Source organism: Sorangium sp. So ce1153 (assembly GCF_051521595.1).
In the GTDB taxonomy this organism is placed as follows: domain Bacteria; phylum Myxococcota_A; class Polyangia; order Polyangiales; family Polyangiaceae; genus Sorangium.
In genome coordinates this window covers 2382642-2403472 of record NZ_CP150361.1, presented here as the reverse complement: position 1 = coordinate 2403472, position 20831 = coordinate 2382642, and the positions used below count along the sequence as shown (strand labels likewise).

General features: G+C 72.5%; 17 protein-coding genes. 10 read left to right on the top strand and 7 right to left on the bottom strand.

Annotated elements, in window-relative coordinates; genetic code table 11:
* The first annotated feature begins 45 nt into the window (after positions 1–45).
* A protein-coding gene (locus WME85_RS08310; RefSeq protein WP_437833949.1) for an IS5 family transposase occupies positions 46–800 on the top strand; the annotation gives its coding sequence in 2 pieces (ribosomal slippage) (positions 46–370 and positions 370–800; 756 coding nt in all).
* A gap of 50 nt (positions 801–850) precedes the next feature.
* Positions 851–1114, top strand: coding sequence for a NifU family protein (locus WME85_RS08305; protein WP_436625804.1), 264 nt, complete (start codon positions 851–853; stop codon positions 1112–1114).
* Between the two features lie 257 nt (positions 1115–1371).
* Here WME85_RS08305 and WME85_RS08300 read toward each other — a convergent pair whose 3' ends face one another.
* Positions 1372–2217, bottom strand: coding sequence for a hypothetical protein (locus WME85_RS08300; RefSeq protein WP_437836822.1), 846 nt, complete (start codon positions 2215–2217; stop codon positions 1372–1374).
* A 508-nt stretch (positions 2218–2725) separates the two neighbouring features.
* Here WME85_RS08300 and WME85_RS08295 point away from each other — a divergent pair.
* The 3 genes from WME85_RS08295 (at position 2726) to WME85_RS08285 (ending at position 5805) form a co-directional block, all read left to right on the top strand.
* Positions 2726–3319 carry a cobalamin ABC transporter substrate-binding protein gene (locus WME85_RS08295; RefSeq protein ID WP_437836820.1) on the top strand — a complete coding sequence of 198 codons (594 nt, stop codon included), beginning with the start codon at positions 2726–2728 and terminating at the stop codon, positions 3317–3319.
* Positions 3316–4134 carry a type I methionyl aminopeptidase gene (gene map / locus WME85_RS08290; protein WP_437836818.1) on the top strand — a complete coding sequence of 273 codons (819 nt, stop codon included), beginning with the start codon at positions 3316–3318 and terminating at the stop codon, positions 4132–4134. Before WME85_RS08295 ends, map begins: the two co-directional genes overlap by 4 nt.
* A gap of 138 nt (positions 4135–4272) precedes the next feature.
* On the top strand, positions 4273–5805 hold the full coding sequence (locus WME85_RS08285; RefSeq protein ID WP_437836816.1) for an FAD-dependent thymidylate synthase: 1533 nt from the start codon (positions 4273–4275) through the stop codon (positions 5803–5805).
* 135 nt (positions 5806–5940) lie between these two features.
* Here WME85_RS08285 and recN read toward each other — a convergent pair whose 3' ends face one another.
* From recN to WME85_RS08270, 3 genes are all read right to left on the bottom strand, one after another.
* Positions 5941–7638, bottom strand: coding sequence for a DNA repair protein RecN (recN, locus tag WME85_RS08280; protein WP_437836814.1), 1698 nt, complete (start codon positions 7636–7638; stop codon positions 5941–5943).
* Positions 7639–7672: 34 nt separating this feature from the next.
* Positions 7673–10144: a hypothetical protein gene (locus tag WME85_RS08275; protein WP_437836813.1), complete on the bottom strand. Its 2472-nt coding sequence runs from the start codon at positions 10142–10144 to the stop codon at positions 7673–7675.
* Between the two features lie 186 nt (positions 10145–10330).
* Complete coding sequence (locus WME85_RS08270; protein WP_437836811.1) at positions 10331–11140, bottom strand: hypothetical protein; 810 nt, start codon at positions 11138–11140, stop codon at positions 10331–10333.
* Between the two features lie 197 nt (positions 11141–11337).
* Here WME85_RS08270 and WME85_RS08265 point away from each other — a divergent pair, with 197 nt between their 5' ends.
* On the top strand, positions 11338–12567 hold the full coding sequence (locus tag WME85_RS08265) for a DUF3829 domain-containing protein (RefSeq protein WP_437836809.1): 1230 nt from the start codon (positions 11338–11340) through the stop codon (positions 12565–12567).
* A 110-nt stretch (positions 12568–12677) separates the two neighbouring features.
* Here WME85_RS08265 and WME85_RS08260 read toward each other — a convergent pair whose 3' ends face one another.
* Together WME85_RS08260 and WME85_RS08255 are read right to left on the bottom strand one after the other, a co-directional pair.
* Complete coding sequence (locus WME85_RS08260; protein ID WP_437842253.1) at positions 12678–14360, bottom strand: glycogen synthase; 1683 nt, start codon at positions 14358–14360, stop codon at positions 12678–12680.
* A 26-nt stretch (positions 14361–14386) separates the two neighbouring features.
* A complete protein-coding gene (locus tag WME85_RS08255) occupies positions 14387–15319 on the bottom strand; it encodes a shikimate kinase (RefSeq protein WP_437836806.1) in 933 nt (310 codons plus the stop codon).
* 90 nt (positions 15320–15409) lie between these two features.
* Here WME85_RS08255 and boxC point away from each other — a divergent pair, with 90 nt between their 5' ends.
* Positions 15410–17131: a 2,3-epoxybenzoyl-CoA dihydrolase gene (gene boxC / locus WME85_RS08250; RefSeq protein ID WP_437836804.1), complete on the top strand. Its 1722-nt coding sequence runs from the start codon at positions 15410–15412 to the stop codon at positions 17129–17131.
* Entirely contained in the window at positions 17128–18567 is a 1440-nt protein-coding gene (gene boxB / locus WME85_RS08245; RefSeq protein ID WP_437836801.1) for a benzoyl-CoA 2,3-epoxidase subunit BoxB, read from the top strand. The genes boxC and boxB overlap by 4 nt, the downstream gene beginning before the upstream one ends.
* On the opposite strand, the gene WME85_RS08240 is transcribed toward boxB, so the two are convergent.
* The gene (locus WME85_RS08240; RefSeq protein ID WP_437836799.1) at positions 18564–19025 is read right to left on the bottom strand and encodes a hypothetical protein; all 462 of its coding nucleotides are present in this window, start codon (positions 19023–19025) and stop codon (positions 18564–18566) included. The genes boxB and WME85_RS08240 overlap by 4 nt on opposite strands.
* Before the next feature lie 81 nt (positions 19026–19106).
* Between WME85_RS08240 and WME85_RS08235 the strand changes: the two genes are divergently transcribed.
* A complete protein-coding gene (locus tag WME85_RS08235; protein ID WP_437836797.1) occupies positions 19107–20183 on the top strand; it encodes an AAA family ATPase in 1077 nt (358 codons plus the stop codon).
* On the top strand, positions 20183–20815 hold the full coding sequence (locus tag WME85_RS08230) for a hypothetical protein (protein ID WP_437842252.1): 633 nt from the start codon (positions 20183–20185) through the stop codon (positions 20813–20815). The genes WME85_RS08235 and WME85_RS08230 overlap by 1 nt, the downstream gene beginning before the upstream one ends.
* Positions 20816–20831 lie beyond the last annotated feature (16 nt).

Sequence of the window (20831 nt, the reverse complement as noted above, 5' to 3'; positions counted from 1 at the left end):
GAAAAGTTGGCCCGCCTGGCTCGGGTCTGCTGAGGCGGAGCAACGATGCCGTTGCGCGTGCAGCTCGACGACCGCCAGTGGGCGAAGGTGGAAGCGTTTCTGCGGAGCGAGACGGGACGGGGACGTCCTGCGTTCGACGACCGGCGGTTCGTGGAGGCGGTGCTCTGGATCCTCCGGACCGGTGCCCCGTGGCGTGACCTGCCGGGCGAGTTCGGTCCCTGGAAGACCGTCTTCAACCGCTTCGACCGCTGGTCGAAGTCCGGCAAGTGGCAGCGGCTACTGAAGCAGCTGCAGGTGGGTGTCGACCCGGAATGGTTCAGCCTCGACGCCACGATCGTCCGGGCCCACCAGCATGCTGCGGGCGCCAAAGGGGGCCGGAGGGGCAAGGCATTGGCCGATCTCGTGGCGGCTTCTCCACCAAGATTCACCTGATCGTCGATGCCCTGGGTTCGCCCCTGGAGTTCGCGATCACCGAGGGACAGCGCCACGACACCGTGCCCGCCCCGGAGCTGATCGCGCGCTGCGCACCGCGGTGCCTCATCGCCGACAAGGCGTATGACTCGAACGCGCTCCGAGCCCAGCTCGCCGCGATGGGCTCGGTCGCCGTCATCCCCTCGAACGCCAGCCGCATCCCCGCGCTCCCCTACGACCGGCACCTGTACAAGGAGCGCTTCGCGATCGAGTGCGCGTTCAACCTGCTCAAGAACGCCCGCCGCTTCGCCACGCGCTACGAGAAGACGCTCCGCAACTACGCCGCCATCGTCGCGCTCGCCTGCGCCCGCTGCTGGCTCCGATTTTAGGGACAGGACCTAGTCTCGCCGCTGGCTCGCGCTGCCGAGCTCACCCCCCCATGCCGGCTTCCATCGATCAGCTTCTCAAGGTTTGTCGCGAGGTCATCGCGCCGCTCGTCCGAGCCGACGGCGGTGAGCTCTACATCGTGGCCGTCGAGCCCGATCACCTGACGCTCCATCTGGCCGGCGCATGCTCGGGCTGCCCAGGCGCGATGCTCACCGCGCGCGCCGTGATCGAGCCGGCGGTGCTCGCGGTCGCACCGTCGGCGCGCGTCGTGGTCACCAACGGGATGCGCGTCCCCGAAGGCGCCTCCCTGGCCTGAGACGTCACCCGCTTCGGCCTGAGACGTCACCCGCTTCGGATACGGGCCCATCTCGACGTTTTCGGTGCTCGGCGTACTGGAGTACGCCTGCGCGCCGAAAACGCCGATCTGGGCCCGTCTCCTGTGCGGGTGACGCCTCAGGCGCGAGCGCTGGGACCCGGGGGGCGGGGGGCGGGGGGCGGGGGGAGACGGAGGACGGTGCGCCGCGGCGGGGGTGCGCCGCGGCGGGGGGAGGGATCCAGGGAAGAGGCGGGGGGCTACTTCTTCTTGCCGGGCTTGTCGGCCGCGGGAGGGGGGCCCGGAGGGGCCTCGTCCTTGCGGATGGCGGACGCTACGGAAGGGTCGATGGCGTTCGCGTCGACGGGCTTGTTCGGGCGGAGCGAGTCGAGGCTGCTGAGCGTCACGAGATCCTCGTAGGCGAACGCGATCTCGGTCTCGCTCCGCTCGATCACGCGGAAGCGCGTGCCCGCGTCCTTCCAGTCGACCTCGGTGACGTAGCGGCCCTTGTCCGGATCGGGCGGCGTCACACGACCAGGCACGCCGAGCGCCGTCGCGAGCTTGACGACGGCAGACTGGAAGTCCTTCCCGCGCGAGCTGCCCGCGCCCAGCGCGTGCTCGTCGATGATCTTCCAGAGCTTGTCCTGGATGAAGAAGAAGTACCGCTTCCCGCCGTCGCGGGTCAGCGTCATCATCGACTCTTTGTTGAGGTAGGTGTACTCGCCCTTGAGCGGCGTCGCGTCGATGCCGGTCGGCAGCTTGCCGAAGTCGATGCGACTGCGGCGGAACGCGCTCTTCTCCTCGGCGAGCTCGGCGTCGAGCGCCCTCATCTTCACGCCCGGCGAGGTCGCCTTGTAACGCGGCACGTAGGCCTCATCGAGCATCTTGTCGATGACCGCCGCGACCTGCTTCGTGCTCTGCCCCCACGCGATCCCGGCAGGGGTCAGCGCGATCGTCTTCTTCGTGACCGGCGGCTCGGCGGGCCGGGCGGGAGCCGCAGCGGCCTTCCCCCCCTTCGGCTGGGCAGCCACCACGGCCGTGCTCGTGATCGCCGCAAGGCCAAGCCCCACGGCCAACCCCGCTCCCAGGAGCCTCTTCGCTTTCATGTTCCTCCTCCAGCCGGCGCAGGCCCTGTCCCTGCGCGCTCTGCAATCACAAAAGTTAGGACGACCCGCCCGGCAAGCCCGGGCACGCTAGCACCAGCGGTAGGACAGGAGAATAGGATCTCCGCGCCGATCAGCGCCGACCGAACCGCCAGGCCATTGGACGGCCGCTCGCCCGGATCGATGGAGCGCACCGCGCGGCGAACAGCGGGAGCGCAGCGCGCGGCCGACAACGGAACCGACAGAACCGACGAGACCGGCGAGCCAGCGAAGGGAGGAGAGAGAGACGGGGCACGAGAGCGGGCGGAACGAGAAATAACGGCCCTGAATGGACGGATAGAGGCGAAGATGACGATGGAGAGGATGGGGACGAGAACGGCGGCTGGAACCGACTGGAACCGACTGGAACCGACTGGAACCGAGACGAGGGCAGTCCCAGCTGCGCATGTCGCCGGTGTGGGCCGGGTCCTGACAGGTGCCGGCCGACGTGCTACGAGCTCCGGTCCCAGGAATGATTTCCGCCGCCGGTGCTGCTCCCCTGCGCCTCGCGCTCGCCGTGCTGGCGACCGTTGGCCCCGCCGGCGGCTGCATCGCCGACCAGGAGCGCCCCGCGACGTCCATCGATCCGTACTCCGGCCTGCCGGCGTGGGAGGGACACGCGGTCGAGGTGTTCGACGACAACATCGAGCCGGCGGCCGTGGGCTTCTCGCTCGATGGCCCGTCGCCCAGGTCCGACCCGTTCCTCCGGGAGAGGGCGCAGACGGCCGACGTCGTCACGCGGGTGCGCGTCAGCACCGTGACGGTCGACTCGATCGGCGAGCAGAGCAGCTACCACCTCGGGGTCCAGGTCGCCGACGCCCCGCTGACGAAACCCCGGGTGCAGGACCGGAGCTTCGAGCTCCACATCCGCCCCACGAGCCGCGCGTTCGGCGTCGCCAAGGCGGTCGACGCGCGGCTCCGCGGGCTCACCTTCATCGCGTTCATCCGACGCTTCGCCGGCGAGGCAGGCGAGCCGGAGTTCCACTGGCACCTTTCACCTGATACAGCGGAGGTCGCGGCGGCCGTCAGGGAGGCCGTCGTCCTCGGGGAGCTGTCTGCGCCGTGAGCAATGTGAGCATCAAGACGGTCAAGGAAGTCGACGCCCTCCGGGTGGCCTCCCAGATGGCGGCGGAGACGCTCCTCGGCGTCGGCGACATGATCCGCGCCGGCATCACCACCGAGGACATCAACACGTTCGTCCACGAGGACACGATCCGCCGCGGCGGCTACCCCGCGCCGCTCAACTACCACGGGTTCCCGAAGAGCGTCTGCACCTCGATCAACGAGGTCGTCTGTCACGGGATCCCGTGCGATCGCGTCCTCGAGCCGGGCGACATCATCAACGTGGACGTCACCACCATCTACAACGGGTTCTACGGGGACACGTCCGCGACCTTCTACATCGGCAAGCCCTCGCCGGAGGCGAAGCACGTGACCGAGGTGTCGCGGCGCAGCCTGCAGCTCGGCATCGCCCAGGTCCGCGACGGGGCGCGCCTCGGCGATATCGGGGCCGCGATCCAGGAGTTCGCCGAGGCCGAGGGCTGCTCGGTGGTGAGGGCCTTCGTCGGCCACGGCATCGGGCGGCGCTTCCACGAGGCGCCGCAGGTCTCGCACGTCGGCAAGTACGGCAGCGGCGCCCGGCTCCGCGCCGGCATGTGCTTCACGATCGAGCCGATGATCAACATCGGGACCTACGAGGTCGAGATCCAGGAAGACAAGTGGACCGCGCTGACGGCCGATCGCTCGCTGTCGGCGCAGTTCGAGCACACCATCGTCGTCACGAAGAGCGGCTGCGAGGTGCTGACCCGGCGCAGCCGGTCGCTCGCGAACAGCGAGATCTTCCCCGATCCGTTCGCCGTCTCCGAGGCGCGCGCGCTCTGACGCAAAGGCCCGCGCGCGGCTGACGTGCACGGCGCGCGCCGGCCGACCGCGGCCAGCAGCGCCGAGCGGACCGGAGCCGGCTCCCGGGGACCGAGTTTTGTGGACCGATCGGCGTAGGATGAGGGTAGAAGCAGGGGCATGGCCTTGGACGAAGCGTCGCGCGCCAGAGTCGCGCCGTATGTGTCGAGCCTGACGGCTGACGTCTTCTCGCTGTCGGGTCTGCCCGAGGAAGTCATCGCGGTGCTGTTCGCGTACTACTCGCGCAGCCGCGACGACCTGCGCACCAACCTGGCGCGCCTGCTCGGCGACGAGGAGCTCGACGTCGCCCCGCAGGGCGATGACAGGTCGCGGCGCGGGCTCGCGTTCGCGTCGGACAAGGCGCGGAGCTTCCACGAGAAGTGGGTCGTCGGCTACGGCCACGCGTCCGTCGCGGAGCACGCCGTGGTGCACCTCGCGATCGAGAACGTGAGCATCGTCGCGTCGAAGGTGATCGAGGACCTGCGGCTCGGCTCGTACACGGAGAAGAGCACGCGCTACGTGGTCTTCGATCAGCACGCGTTCATCGATCTGCCGGAGCTCGACGCCGAGCACAGCGCGAGGTACCAGGCCTCGAGCGAGCGGCTCTTCGCGACCTACCTCGACCTGGTCCCGAAGGTGACGGAGCGGCTGAGCGCGCGCGAGCCGAAGCCCGAGAAGATGTCGGACGCGGCCTACAAGGGGGCGCTGCGCGCGCAGGCGTGCGATCTCCTGCGCGGCCTCCTGCCGGCGGGGACGCGGACGAACATCGGCCTCACCGCGAACGCGAGGGCGCTCGAGATCCTGCTCACGAAGATGATGTCGTACCCGCTCGAGGAGGTGCGCAGGGTGGGCCGCGAGATGCACGCGGCGGCGCTCGCCGTGACCCCGACGCTGGTCAAGTACGCCGCGCCGAACGAGCTCCGGAAGGAGCTGCAGGGCACCGTCGCCGAGGCGATGAAGCGGGTCTACACGCCGCCGGAGGAGGGCGTGAGCGCGACGATGGTGATCAACCAGCCGGTCCGGCTGGTGCGCTACGACAAGGACGCCCTGGAGCGCGTCGCGCTGGCGCTGGCGTACGAGGGCAGCGACCCGGGCGTGCACGCCTACAACCTGGGCGACGCGCTCCGCCGCGCGACGCTGCCGGAGCTCATCGGCATCGCGCAGGCGGCGTGCGCGAAGCGCGGGCCCTACGACGCGCCGCCGCGCGCGTTCGAGGCGTCGACCATGACCTTCGAGCTGATGCTCGACTACGGCGCGTACCGCGACCTGCAGCGCCACCGGATGCTGACCCCAGCGACGCAGCGGCTCACCTGCCGGCTCGGCTTCGAGACGCCGCACGTCCTCTCGGAGCTCGGCCACGCCGAGGCCTACCAGGACGCGATGCTCGCCGCGCGCGACGCCTGGCACGCCATGGAGGGGCGCTACCCCCTCGAGGCGCAGTACGCCGTGCCGCTCGGCTTCCGCGTGAGGACGCTCTGGACGCTGAACCTGCGCGAGCTCTTCCACGTCGTCGAGCTCCGCTCGGCGAAGCAGGGCCACACGAGCTACCGCCGCATCGCGCAGGGCCTGTACCGCACCGCGATCACGGTGCACCCCTGGCTCAAGGACCTGATCCGCGTCGACCTGAACGACTACACGCTCGCGCGGAGCTGATCCCCGGTCGCAGAGCGGCGGTCACCCGCACAGGAGACGGGTCCAGATCGGCGTTTTCGGCGCGGAGGCGCACGAAAGGGAGCTGAGCACCGAAAACGTCGAGATGGGCCCGTATCCGAAGCGGGTGACCGCCGCTCAGAGGCGGGCGGCTTCGATGAGCTCCGTCGCGGCTTTAAGCGATGCGCCGGTGACCTTCGCGCCCGACAGCATCCGCGCCACCTCGGCGATGCGGTCCTTCTTGTCGACGCGCGCGACCGAGCTCTTCGCGATGCCGCCCGCGTTCTCCTTGGCGACGACGAAGTGCGCGTCGGCGAACGCGGCGATCGGCGCCAGGTGCGTGATGCAGAGGACCTGGTGGTGGCGCGCCACGTCGCCGATCGCGCGCCCGATCTTGTCGGCGACGGCGCCGCCGACGCCGCTGTCGACCTCGTCGAAGACGTAGAGCCCCGCCGGCCCGCACTCCGCGAGCACGCGCTTCAAGGCGAGGAGGGCGCGCGACAGCTCGCCGCCCGAGGCGATGCGGCGCAAGGGGCGAGGGTCGATCCCCTTGTTGGGCGAGATGAGGAACTCGACGCGGTCGATGCCGTCCTGGCCCAGGCGGGCGCCGTCGACGACCAGCTCGGCGCGGTCGCCGCCGTGCGGCGCGACGTCCACGACGACCCGCGCGCCCCCCATGCCGAGATCCGAGAGCTCCGCGGAGATGGCGGCGCCGAGCTTCTCGCCGGCCTTCCGGCGCTTCACCGAGAGCTTGCGGGCGCGCTCGGCGGCGACGGCGAGCAGGGCGTCGCGCCGCCGCTCGAGATCCGCGACGTGGCTCTCGACCCCCGCGAGCTGCTCCAGCTCGGCCGCGAGGCGCGCGCGCGAGGCGAGCACGTCGTCGATCGTGGGGCCGTGCTGCCGGAGCAGGCCCTCGAGGCGGTACAGGCGGTCCTCGATCTCCGAGAGGCGATCCGGGTCGGCCTCCGCGCGCTCGGCGTAGCGGGCGATCTGGCGGGCCGCCTCGCTGAGCTCCGTCCAGCAGGCGTCGACCGCGCGCGCGACGGCGTCGAGGGCGGGATCGATCTCCGCGGCAGCCTGGAGCTCGGAGGCGAGGCGCGCGAGCTCGTCGCACATCGCGTCGTCCCCCTGGTCGAGGCGGGAGGCCGCGCGCCGCGTGATGTCGTGCAGGCGGCCCGCGTGGCGGAGCCGGTTGCGCTCGGCCGCGAGATCGGCGAGCTCGCCGGGGCGCGGCGACAGCGCGTCGATGGCCTGGAGCTGGAAGGCGAGGAACGCCTCGCGCTCGCCGCGGCCGCGCTCCAGCTCGCGGGCAGCCCTGAGCTGCGCGCTGAGCGCCTCGAGCTCGGCGACGTCGGCCGCGAGCTCGCTGCGCGCCGGCACCAGGCGGCCGAAGCGATCGAGGTAGCCGAGGTGCGTCGACGGGTCGGTGAGCGCGACGCTCTCGTGCTGCGAGGCGACGTCGGCGAGCTCCGGGGCGAGCGCCTGGAGCTCGCCCGCGGTGCAGAGGCGGCCGTTCAGGTAGGCGCGCGAGCGACCGGTCGCCTGGACCACGCGGCGGACCACGAGCTCGCCGCCGCTCGCGATGCCCGCGGCGTCGAGCATCGCCATCGCGCGATCGGAGCTGCGCACGTCGAACAGCGCCTCGATCTCGGCCTCGTCGGCGCCGGGGCGGATCTGCTCCGCGCTCGCGCGGCCGCCGAGGACCAGCGAGAGCGCGCCCACGACGATGGACTTGCCCGCGCCCGTCTCGCCGGTGAGCACGTTGAAGCCAGCCTCGAGCCGGAGCTCGAGAGCATCCATCAGGATGAAGTTCTTGACCCGAAGCGCGACCAGCACAGCGGCGGGAGGATAGGAAGCTTTCGGCCCGTCGTCAGCGGATCTTCACCTGCTTCATGACGGTGACCGGAATTCCCTCGAAGGGCGGCACCGTGGCGCTGCGGAACGCGGCGGCGATGCACGCGGCGGTGGCCGTCCCCACGAGGTCGCCCCCTTCCACGCGCGACGACATCGCCTTCCCCGAGGGGGAGAAGGTGACGGCCACCCGGGCCGTGCCGGTGAGGCCCTCGCCGGTGCACCCGGCGGCGGCCGCCGCCGCGGACGCGAGGGCGCTGCTCGCCGCGCTCTGATCGAAGCGGGCCGGCTCGTCCCGCGCCGGGAGGAGCTGCGTGGGCGCCGGCTGCTTCGCCGCCGGCTTCGCGCGGTCGGGCGCGCTCGGCGCCGCGGCGCGGGCCGGCTTCTCGGCGGGCTGAGGGGCGTCGCTCGGCGGCTCGTCGCTCGGCTGCGGGCTCGCGCCCGCGGCCGCCGCTGCCGGCGCGCTCGCGGCCAGCGCAGGCGCGGCCGGCGCGGGGGTCGGCTCCGGCGCTGCCGCGAGCGCAGGGCCTGCCTGCGCCGGCTCGGGCGGCGGCGCGGCCTGCTCGCCCGTCGGGGTGGCCGAGGCGGGAGCGGCCGGCGCCTGCTCGGCTACGCCAGGGGCTGCGGGCGGCGGGTCGGCGACCGGCTCGTCGTCGAGCGACGGCTCCCGGTCGGCGGCCTGACCTGCCGGAGCGGGCGCGGCGAGCGGCGGCGCGTCTTCCGGCGGGGCCGCGGCGACCGCGCTGCTGCTGCCCGCGGCCGCGACCTGGGCCGGGGCGCTGGTCGCCCTGCCGCGGGCCTGCGCAAAGTACAGCGCGGCGCCGAACACGACGAAGACGACGGCCACCCAGCCGGCGATCTCCAGGTACTGGCGCGCCACCGGCGTCGAGAGGGCGCGCCGCCCCTCGGACACGAGGGAGCCGGCCGTGATCGAGGTGCGCACCGGCGTCTCTTCCCCGGAGGCGGTGTGCCCCTCGGCGGCGGCCAGGAGGAGATCCGGCTGGATCGGGTCGTCGGGGAGCGGCCCCTCGACGGCGCTGTCGAACAGCCCGCCGCTGACGATGCTCAGGACCTCCTCGTCGGCCCGGAGCTCGTTGCGGCGCTCGCCGCCCTCGGCGACGGGCGGCGCCATGCTGCGCAGGTCGATCAGACCGGAGTCCTCCTTGCGGCCGGCGCGGCCGCGGAGGTCGGTCTGGCTGATCCGGTCGGCCGACGGGCTGGGGGCCGCGTCGCTCGAGGTGCGGGCGGCCCCGCGGGGGGCGCTGCTCGCGCGCGCCGGCGGCTCGCGCGAAGGCCGCTCGTCGTTCCCCTGCTCCCGCAGGTCCCCGGCGGGGCCCCGCGCCTCCGGCCTCGGCCTCGCCCGCTCGCGCCGCGGCTCCTCCTCGGCGCGCGGCGGGACCGTGGCCGGGGGCGGAGCCAGCGACCCCAGCAGGGCGAGGTCCGCCGGCGAGGAGTCGGAGGGCACGGCGCCCGCGCCGGACCGGGGGCGCCGCGCGGAAGGCAACGGCTGCGGGGCGAGCGCCGCCATCGCCTGCACGTCCTGGAGGCGGAGCTCGGGCGACGAGCGGTGAGACGACGGCCGGCCCTCGTCGATGGACAGAGGCGCCGGCGGCATCTCGGACAGGGGCGCCGGCGGCATCTCGGACGGCGGCGCGACCGGCCTGGAAGAGCCGCTCGCGCGCGGGATGGTCGCGGACCGCGGCCGCACCGTCGCTGTCGCCGTGCGGTGCTCGCGGCGCGCCGGCGGCCGGACCGGCACCGGCGTGTGCGATGTCGCGCGAGGCGCGGGCGCCGGCGCGGAGTGGCTCGCGCGCTCGTCCTCGGAGCCGTCGCGCCCGAACGAGAGCGAGGGCGGCTCGACCCCGGGGGAGAGCATCTGCGCGAGGTCCTGGATCGAGACGGGATCGGAGTCGGCGGGAGGGAGCGCGGACGGGCTCCGGCCTGTCGAGGGCGCCACACTTCCGCGCCGCGCGTCGTCGCGAGGGACGCCGGCAAACGTGCGAGACCGCATCAGGATGTCGCGCCGGCCCAGCCCGCCGTCCGGCGTCACCACCGCGTGCTCGAGCAAGGCCTCCGCGGCGGCGTCGAGCGCGTCCAGCGGGCGCGCCCTCGGGCTGGACCCCGGCTCGTCTCCCAGGTCCTGCTGCGCGATCCGCTCCGCGAGCGTGAGCCCTCGCCCCCGAACGACCGGAACCGTCACGGTCCGCCGCTCCGGGCCGCCCGCCAGCTCCCGCTCGCGCTGGATGCCCGCGCCAGGCAGCGTCGACTCCAGCAGATCGCCGGACAGCCCGTAGTCCCTCGCCGACGCGCGCCCGGAGGACGGCTTCGCGAGCTCCGGCTCGCTCGGCGGCTCCTGACGGTCGCGCCCGTTCGCGGAGCTCGGAACGACCGAGGGGGAAGAGCGCGGCTCGACCCCGCCCGTCCTGTCAGACGCCGCCTGCTTGTTCTTCGCGCGACAGGATTTGCAGACAAACGGAAGGGACGGACGCATCTCGCGTCCCACGCCGATCTCCACGTAAGCCCTGCAGAGAGAGCAGGCGAGTTGCACCTTGAGAAGAGGATCGCGCAGCTCGGCAGAACGCGCAATCTTTCTCGCTGGCGACCAGGGCGGTCGCCCTCGTGGCCAGGGCCTACCCGCGCCGTTTCGACTGCCGCGGGGACTCCGCGTGTCTGCGCCCTACGCGGCGGGCGTGCTGGCGATCACAGGCGGCAGGGGCGTGGGCGGGCGCACCCAGCGCTGCTCCAGCCACTCCAGCGAGACCGCCGCGCTCCGCAGCGCCGCGTCGATGGCGCGGGCGGCCGGATCGGGCGCGGGCCCGAGCGCGCGCGTCGACAGGAGCCAGTTCGACAGCTCGTAGTGGTGCAGGAGCGGCGCGAAGCGGTGCGCGTCGAAGCCAGCGAGGACCTCGGCCGCGCGGCTCATGCGATCGCAGGGCAGGAGCGCCGTGGTCACGTCGAAGAGCAGGGCGCGGAGGTCCTCGAAGGCGCGCTCCGGGTCCGCGGACACGCCCTCCAGGAGCGCCTCGAAGCCGGCGTCGGAGAGCCCGGCCGCCTCGGCAGCCTCGGCCATCGCGGGCACCTGCGTGGCCAGGAAGTCGGCGTTCGGGGCGTGCCCGAGGAGGCGACCCACGAGGTACAGGTCGAAGGCGCTCGCGATCGCCTCGGCGAGCAGGAGCCCTTCCGCGCTGGGCGGAGCGCCGGCGCTCGCGGCGGTGAGGGCGCGGTGGGCGAGGTGGTGCCAGGCGACGTGCGCGACGACGTCCGCGGCGAGGTGATCGCTGGCGATGAGGTCGCCTTGCTCGCTCTGGCTCCAGAATGTCAGGTTCAAGAAGACCACGCGGTCCCAGCTCGCCTCGACCTCGGGCACGCGGAAGCGGTACCCGTCGCGCCGGAGCACCTGCTTGAGATCGTCGTAAAGGCCGACGTGCCGGAAAGAGCGCTCGTCGTCGATGGTCAGCTCGTCCAGAGTCAGGCTTCTCAGCTTCACGGCGCGGACCTTAGACCCTGATCGTTTCATCAGCCACAGCGGATCCTGGAAGAACCTGGCGGCATCGCGGGTTTGAGGCCATGGAGCCAGGCTCTTCCCGACCAGGGACGCAAGTTCCCGCCAATGGCCGGTGTTGCAAGCGGCGCCGGCTTAGGCATGATGCGCCCGTTCCTGCGCCAGCCGAGGAGGCACACCGAATGATTTCCGTCAGGTCTCTCTGTTCCATCGCGCTCGTGCTCGTCGCCAGCGGTGCCGCCGGCTGCAAGGAGGACCCGCCTCCTCCCCAGCCGGAGCCGGCCAGCTCCGCGGCGGCGAACAAGGGCAAGGCGAACCTGCGGACGCCCGTGTCGCCGATCGCGAAGGTCGACCCGCAGTCGATGAAGGAGTACCGCGTCGACGCCTGCTACTTCGGGACGCTCTCGCTGAAACAGGCCCGCGACGCGTACCTCGCGAGCCTCGGCAAGGACGAGCCCAGCGAGAAGAAGATCCCGAGCTTCGGCACCGAGGATCAGAGCAAGCCCGGGGACGCCGCCAAGGCCGCGCTGCCCGCGAAGCCGCCCACCCCCACCACGCCGGCGGCGCCGAAGACGACCGCCACGCCGCCCGCGGCGGCGGCGGCAGCGCCGGGCGGCAGCGCCAAGGCCGGGCCCGCCAGGCCCGACGAGCGCCGGCCGATCAACATCGGCGCGCGCGCGCCGTACGAGCGCAACGCGCGCGCCTGCACCGTCGCCCTCAGCCTCAAGGATCCGGCCATGCCGGACGTGGACGCCGCGCTCTCCGAGTACGCGCCGTTCGCGACCGAGCTCGCGAAGAACATCGCCGCGGCGGCCAACTACTACCAGCGCGAGGAGTACAAGAAGGACAGCTTCGCCAAGGGCAAGGAGCTCCACGCGAAGCTCCTCGCCGACTTCGAGAAGCTCGACGCGCACTCCGACAAGCTCGGCCTCGCGGTGTCCGCGTGGCACTCGTCGCACCTGCCCGACCTCGCCAAGGCGGACGAGGGCCAGAAGGCGGCGCTCACGGCCCTCGAGGACGCGCGCACGCTCATGATGACGCTCGCGAGCAAGAACATCGACCCCGCGGCGGCGAAGACCCAGCTCCAGAAGCTGGAGACGTCCGCGGCGGCGCTCAAGGCCCACGGCACGACCAACCAGACCGACCCGTGGTCCAAGATCATGGCGCCCGCGCTCGACAACTTCATCCGCGATGTGAAGGCGGCGGAGCCCAAGCTGACGGACAAGGGGATCAGCTCCCCCGCCCTGTACCTGCCGGTGGTCACGAGCTTCGTGTCGCTGATCGAGGGGAAGCACCGGGCGCTCTCCCGCTCGCTCATGGCGAAGGGCCAGCCGGGCACGCGCGAGGCCGCCGGGACCGCGCAGCCGGCCGCTCCGGCTGCCCCGGCCGCGCCCGAGCCGCAGAAGGAGTAGGTCGGTAGGAGGAGCGGCGCGCCCCGGGCGGCTCCCCGGAAGGGGGGCGCGCCCGCGCGCGCTGAGCGCGCCGCGTCCCCTCGCGGCGGGCGGTCAGCGCGCGGGCGCGCTCAGATCTGGCGTCCGGTCCGGCGGGAGATGGCGAGGCGGTAGAGCGCCTCGTACTGCCGCGCCTGGTGCGACCAGCCGAAGTTCTTCTTCATCGCGCGCAGCTGCATCGTCCGGAAGTAGGCCGGGTCGGCGCGGTAGAGGTGCACCGCCCAGGCGACGGTGTTCCCGAGCGCCATCGACGACATCTCCTCGAACTTGAAGCCGGTGACGTTGTTCTCGACGGTGTCGTCGAGGCCGCCGACAGCGCGCACGACAGGCAGCGTCCCGTAGCGCTGGCTGTAGAGCTGGTTCAGCCCGCAGGGCTCGTAGCGCGACGGCATCAGGAAGAGGTCCGCGCCGGCCTCGATGCGGTGCGCGAGCCCCTCGTTCATGCCGACATAGACGCGGAAGCGGTCGCTCGAGCCGGAGATCCGCGAGAAGAGGTCCTCGGCCCAGCGCTCGCCGGAGCCGAGGACGACGAGCTGGACGTCGAGCGAGAGGATGTGGTCGAGCGCGCCCGCGAGGATGTCGATCCCCTTCTGGGTCGCCAGGCGGCTGATCAGCCCGAGGAGCGGGACGTCGGGGCGCTCCTCGAGGCCCATCTCGCGCTGGAGCGCCGCCTTGCAGAGCCGCTTGCCGCTCAGGTCCTCGGCGGAGTACGTCGCGGCGATGTGGGGATCGGTCGCGGGGTTCCAGATGGAGTCGTCGATGCCGTTGAGGATCCCGACCACGTCGCTGCCGCGATCCCGGAGCACGCCGTCGAGCCCCTCTCCCCCTTCCCACGTCTGGATCTCCTGCGCGTACCTGGGCGAGACCGTCGAGACGATCGTGGCGTTGTAGATGCCGGCCTTGAGCAGGTTGATGCTGTCGTACGCCTCCAGGCAGAACCTGTGGAACTGGTCCCAGCCGAGCCCCGTCGTGGGGAGCTGGGACTTGTTGAACCAGCCCTGGTAGCCGAGGTTGTGGATCGTCAGCACGGTCGCGGCGCGCGCGAGCGGCGACCGGTGCTCGAGGACGTTGATGTAGAGCGGCACGAGGGCCGACTGCCAGTCGTGGACGTGGACGATGTCCGGCCAGAAGCCGAGCGCGTGGCAGAGCTGCAGCGCGCCGCGCGACAGGAGGGCGTAGCGGGCGAGGTTGTCGCCGAACTCGCCGTGCGCGTCGCCGTAGATGCCGTCGCGGTCGTAGAGCACGTCGTGCTCGATCAGGTACACGATGGGCGCGGGCGCGCCGGGGGTCGCCGGCTCGAGGCGCGTCTCCCAGATGCCGGTCCACGCCTCGCCCCCGCCGACCGGCACGCCGAGCGCGTCCGGCAGCCGGTGCGGCATGAAGCGCTCGGCCGGGGGCGCGCCGTCGCCGCCCTGCGCCGCGATGAGGGAGGGCGCGGCGGCCGGCGCGGCGACGTGCGTCGGCGCAGCCTGGGCCAGCGCGGCGTCGGCCGCGGCGATGGCCGGCGCGCCGGCGATGGCCGCGGCGACCGCCGGCGCGGAGACGGGCCCGCTGCCCTCGAGCTGCTGCTCGGCGGCCGCGATCTGGCGGGCGAGGTAGCGCTTGGCGACCCGGTAGGCCGGCATCACGACGCGCACGTCGTGGCCGGCTTCGGCCAGCGCGAGCGGCAGCGCGCCGGCGACGTCGGCGAGGCCGCCCGTCTTGCTGAAGGGGACGCATTCGGACACCACGAAGAGAATTTTCAGGCGCGGCATGGACATGGGAGGGGGCGCGCCCCTGATCAAGGCGAGCGCGTCGCGTCCCTTCTACCAGCTTCACGGGCGATCTTGACCACGCGATCGACAGACCGGGCGAGACCGAGCGCCGACGTGTCCACCACGAAGTCGGCCTGCTCATAGAGGGCGCGCCGCGCCAGGAAGAGCGCCCTGAGCTCCTTCATGGCGTCGGCCCGGTTGGCCATGGGGCGCGCGTCCCCCTGCTCGACCACGCGCCGCCAGTGGTCCTCGGGCTTCGCCCGAAGCCAGACCGTCACGGCGCAGCGCCTCAGCCGCTCGAAGGTCGCCGGATCGGTCACCAGGCCGCCGCCCGTCGCGACGATCCCGTGGGCGCGCGCGTCGGCGAGCCGCGCGAGCTCCTCGCGCTCCAGCCGCCTGTAATAGGCGCTTCCGTGGATCTCGAACAGGGCCGCGAGGCTCATCCCCGCGCGCGTGGCGACGAGGCCGTCGAGCTCGAGGAAGGGCACCCCGAGCCGCCCCGCGGCGCGGCCGCCGATCGTCGTCTTGCCGGCCCCGCGCAGGCCGAGCAGCGCGACGAGGGCCCCGCCTGACCCGCCCTCCACCTCGGAAGACGGACCGCGCGCCCCCTCGCCCTCGACGAGCTCGCCCGCTCCGAGCAGCGCCGCGGCCGAGGTGCCCAGCGCGCGGCCGATGTCCTCCAGCCGCACCACGGACACGTTCGCTCGCCCGCTCTCGACCAGCACCAGGAACCGCTCGCTCACCCCGGCGAGCTCAGCGAGCTCGCGCAAGGTCAGCGCGAGCTCCTGGCGCCGCTGCCGGAGCCGCCCGGCGAGGTGCGCGAGGATCGGCGGCGCGCCGTCCGCGGCGTTCGCCTCGCCCGCTGCCCCGGCCTCCGGGGACCCCGCCAGACCTTGCCCGGCGCGCGACGCACGCGTTCTGCGCAGGTTCTGTCCACGTGGCTCCTGGCGGGACGGCATGTCTGTACTGCACTATATTTCATGAATCCATGTTCATCAAGCACTATACTGCTTGACGGGAGGGCGCCCGGGTGGTGGGCTCAACCGGGTATGGAAGCGACCACCTCTCCTCCTTCGGCGGCCGCAGCGCCGCAGACCAGGGCCCGGGAAGAGGGCTCATCCGGCGAGGGCGCGCCCCTCCGCTTCGAGACGGAGCCGGGCCGTTACAGGCACTGGAAGCTCTCGTTCGACGGGGCGATCGCGCGCGTGGCGATGGACGTCGACGAGGACGCGCCGATGCGGCCCGGCTACCAGCTGAAGCTGAACAGCTACGACCTCGCGGTCGACATCGAGCTCGCGGACATCGTGCAGCGGCTGCGCTTCGAGCACCCCGAGGTGAAGGCGGTGGTCGTGACCAGCGCGCAGCCGCGGATCTTCTGCGCGGGCGCGAACATCTACATGCTCGGGTCGTCGACGCACGCGTTCAAGGTCAACTTCTGCAAGTTCACGAACGAGACGCGGCTCGCGCTCGAGGAGGCGTGCGCCGAGAGCGGGCAGCGCTACCTCGCGGCGCTGAACGGCGTCGCGTCGGGCGGCGGCTACGAGCTCGCCCTCGCGTGCGAGGAGATCTACCTCTGCGACGACGGGAGCAGCGCCGTCTCGTTCCCGGAGACGCCGCTGCTCGCCGTGCTCCCGGGCACGGGGGGGCTCACGCGGCTCGTGGACAAGCGCAAGGTGCGGCGCGACCTCGCGGACGTCTTCTCGACCCTGGCCGAGGGGGTGCGCGGCAAGCGCGCGCAGGACTGGGGCCTCGTCGATCGCTCGGTCCCGAAGAGCCGCTTCGATCAGGCGGTGGCCCAGCGCGCCGCCGAGCTCGCGGCGGCGACGCCGGACAGGGAGGGGCCCGGGGTGAAGCTCGCGCCGCTCGAGGCGCGGCGCGCGGAGAAGGGCGACGTCTCCACCTGCGAGTACCGCCACGTGTCGCTGAAGGTCGACCGCGCCGCGCGGACGGCGGAGATCCTCGTGCGGGCGCCGGAGGGCGACGGGCCGTCGGACGCCGGCGGGATGCGCCGCGCAGGCGCGGATCTCTGGGCGCTGCGGGCCTTCCGCGAGCTCGACGACGCGCTGCTCGATCTCCGCTTCAACCACCCGACGGTGGGCCTCGTCCTGCTGAAGACGACGGGCTCCCCGGCGGCGGTGCGGGCCGCGGACGAGGCGCTGTGGGCGAGCCGGGACGACTGGTTCGTGAGGGAGGTCCTGCTCCACATGCGGCGCGTGCTGAAGCGGCTCGACCTCACGGCGCGCAGCGTGTTCGCGCTGATCGAGCCGGGCTCGTGCTTCGCGGGGAGCCTGTTCGAGCTCGCCCTCGCGGCGGACCGGTCCTACATGCTGGACGGCGAGGAGGCAGCGTTCATCGGGCTCAGCTCGCTGAGCTTCGGCCCGCTCGCGATGTCGAACGGCCTGACGCGGCTCGCGTCGCGCTTCCTGGGCGCGCCGGAGCGCGTCGACGCCCTGAAGGAGAGGAAGGAGCTCCTGTCCGCCGAGGAGGCGCTCGAGGAGGGGCTCTGCACCTTCACGCCCGACGCGATGGACTGGGACGACGAGGTGCGGCTCGCGATCGAGGAGCGGGTGAGCCTGTCGCCCGACGCGCTCACCGGGATGGAGGCGAGCCTGCGCTTCTGCGGGCCCGAGACGATGGAGACGAAGATCTTCTCCCGGCTGTCGGCCTGGCAGAACTGGATCTTCCAGCGCCCCAACGCGGTGGGCCAGCGGGGCGCGCTGACCATGTACGGGCGCCCCGAGCGCCCGGAATTCGACTGGAGGCGGACGTGAGCGCAGTCATCAACTCGGAGAGGATCCCGAACAACGTCGACCTCGCGTCGGACAGGAAGCTCCAGCGCGCGCTCGAGGCGTGGCAGCCGAAGTTCATCGACTGGTGGCGGGAGACGGGGCCCGCGGGCTTCCAGGCGGACGACATCTACCTGCGCACGGCGATCAGCGTCGACCACGAGGGGTGGGCGCACTTCGACTACGTGAAGATGCCGGAGTACCGCTGGGGCATCTTCCTCGCGGATCCGGTGCCCGATCGGAAGATCGGCTTCGGCGATCACCTCGGCGAGCCGGTGTGGCACGAGGTGCCGGGGGAGCTCCGGAACATGCTGCGCCGGCTGGTGGTGACGCAGGGAGACACGGAGCCGGCGAGCGTCGAGCAGCAGCGGCTGCTCGGCCAGAGCTGCCCGAGCGTCTACGACCTGCGGAACCTGTTCCAGGTGAACGTCGAGGAGGGGCGGCACCTCTGGGCGATGGTGTACCTCCTGCAAAGCCACTTCGGCCGCGACGGCCGGGAGGAGGCCGAGGCGCTCCTCGAGCGGCGGAGCGGCGACCCGGACAAGCCGCGGATCCTGGGCGCCTTCAACGAGCCGTGCACGAACTGGCTCTCGTTCTTCATGTTCACCTACTTCACGGACCGCGACGGCAAGTACCAGCTGCTCGCGCTGGCGGAGAGCGGCTTCGATCCGCTGTCGCGCACGACGCGGTTCATGCTGACCGAGGAGGCGCACCACATGTTCGTCGGCGAGACGGGCCTGCTCCGCATCTGCCAGCGGACGTGCGAGCTGATGAAGCGCAACAAGAACGAGGACGCGCGCGCCGAGGGCGGCGTCGATCTGCCGACGATGCAGAGGTACCTGAACCTCTGGTACTCGCTGTCGCTGGACCTCTTCGGGGGGGAGATCTCCTCGAACGCCGCGTCGTTCTTCGCGTCGAGCGTGAAGGGGCGCGCGAAGGAGGAGTCGTACGCGGATCACCGGGCGATCGAGGGCGTGTACGCGCTCGAGGTGCCGGTCGCGGCGGGCGGCGGCGCGGTGTCGGGGTGGCGGCGCGAGGAGGTGCCGCTCCGCAACGCGATGAACGAGGTGCTGCGCGACGAGTACGTGAGCGACTCGCAGCGCGGGATCGACAAGATGAACCGGGTGATCGAGGAGGCCGGCGTCTCGTTCAGGCTGAGGCTGCCGAGCCGGCGCTTCCACCGGAGCTCGGGGATCTACGCGGGGCTCCACTTCGACGTCGACGGCAACCCGCTCTCGAAGGAGGAGTGGGAGCGCCGGCGCGACGAGTGGCTGCCGACCGCGAGCGACGAGGCCTACGTGCGGAGCCTCATGGAGAAGCCGGTCTTCGATCCGAAGCAGATGGCGAACTGGATCGCCGCGCCGGCCAAGGGGCTCAAGGGCAAGCCGGTCGACTTCGAGTACGTGCGGCGCAGCGGCTAGGGGGCGCCCGCGTCGGGGGGAGGCGCGTCGGGGGGACGCGCGTCGGCGGGCGGCGGCGGGGGCGGCGCCTTCTTCGGCGGGGCGCCGTGCTCGGCGGCGAGCTTCTTCACGAGGCCGTCGAGGAGCACCTGCTCGTGGTACTGCGGCATCGCGGGGAGCTGCACGGCGACGTGCACGCCGGCGTTGCCGTTCACGACCTCGATCGACCCCTGCGTCACCCGGCTGCCGCTCTCCGGGCTCCGGTACTCGAAGAGCAGGTAGCCGTTCGAGACGTCCTTCTCCACGAGCTTGAAGCCGAGATCGACGCGCACGAGGCGCAGCGCCGTGCCGAAGGTCTGCTCGAAGGTGTAAGGCGACTCATAAGCGACGCTGGCGCTGGCGTCCCGAGCGCCGAGGCCGATGGCCACGGGGGCGGCCAGCGCGACGAGGAGAAGCGCGATCGGCGGAAGGCGGCGCATGACTCAGCGGCGTAGAGGGACGGCCGGGGATGGGCCAAGTTTGTTGCCGGCGCGCGCGCGGGTATGCTGGCGTCGATCGCGATGGACCGACCCTACGTCGAGCAGCTCCGCATCCAGGGCTACGGCTGCGTTCAGGACGCGACGCTGGAGCTCACGCCGCTGCACGCGCTGATCGGACCCAACGACGGCGGCAAGAGCACCGTGCTGCGAGCGCTCCGGACCCTCTCCTCCGTGCTGGAGCGGGCGCTCGGGGCGCCGGCCCCCGACACGCTCGGGCGCGCCGGCCCGGCGAGCAAGGCGCCGGGCGGGGCCGTGTTCGAGGTGTCGGCGGCGACCACGACGTGGCGCGTGGAGCTCGACGCGGCGGGGCGGGTGCGCGCCACGTCGTTCCCGAGGGACCTGGAGCCCCCTTCGTTGCTCGACGACGCGGACGAGGACGACGGCGCGAACGGCGCGCCGAACCCCGAGCGCCCCGCGCCGGACATCGTCCAGGCGCTGCGCGGCACGCAGATGCTCCGGCTCGACCCCGACGCGCTCCGGTCGCCGCACCCGCTGATCCCCGACGGGCAGCCGCTCTGCTTCGCCGACGAGCGCGGCACCGGCCTGCCGGCCGTCTACGACGCCGTCATCAGCCGCGACCTGTCGGCCTACATCGACCTGAACGAGGAGCTCACCCGCCTCTTCCCCAGCGTGAAGAGCATCCACCTCGGCAACCCGAGCCCGATCACGAAGGCCATCGGGGTGAAGCTCGAGGGCGGCGGGGTCGTCCCGGCGGCGCTCATGAGCGAGGGGATGCTCTACTACCTCGCCTTCGCCGCGCTGCCGCACCTCGATCCGATGCCGTTGCTCCTGGTCGAGGAGCCCGAGCACGGGCTCCACCCCGCGCGCATCGCCGACGTGATGCGCGCGCTGCGCATCGTCTCCGAGAAGACCCAGGTCCTCCTCGCGACGCACAGCCCGCTCGTCGTGAACGAGCTCCAGCCCGAGGAGGTCACGGTCGTCACCCGCTCGAGCGAGCAGGGCATGAAGGCCACGCGCATCCTGGACACGCCCGGCTTCGAGGACCGCGCGCGGGTGTACGCGCTGGGCGAGCTCTGGCTCAGCTACGCCAACGGCGCGGACGAGGCGGCGCTCCTCGGAGGAGGCCCGCGGCCGTGATGAAGCCGCCCGAGAAGACCAGGGTCTTCCTGGTCGGCGAAGGCGAGAACGAGCTCGGCAGCCGCGCCGGCGCTCCCGCCTTCCAATCGGACAAACGCCCCGGCGTGCTCTTCACCCTGCTCACCCGCGTCCAGCCGAGCGGGTGGGTCGTCGGCGGCGCCCGCGAGTGGAAGAGCATCCGGAAGTACAACGCGCGCGGAGCGACCCACGAGGACACGCGCCACGTGCTCGGCGCGGCCCTCGACGCGCAGGAGGCGGGGTGCGACGTGCTCGCGTTCTCCCGCGACATCGATCGCGATCCGGCGCGCCGCGACGCGGTCGCGGAGGGCATCCGGCGCGTGTCGTCGATCCTGTCCGCGCCGCCCGAGGTGATCGGCGGCGTGGCCGTGCCGGCGCTCGGAGGCTGGATCCTCGCGCTCCTCGGGGAGAAGGCGACCGAGGAGCTCTCGCCCCTCAGGGCGCAGGCGATGCTCGCCGCGAAGGGCATGATGCCGGACGACGGCGCCGCCCTGGTGCGCGTCGTGGAGGACGCGGACCTCGACGCCGTCCCCCAGGACGCCGCCTCGCTCACGGAGTGGATCGCGCGCGCGCGCGCCGTGCTGCCGCGGCGGACCGTCCGCGGCGCGCGGTGAGCCGCTCGGCAGCGGC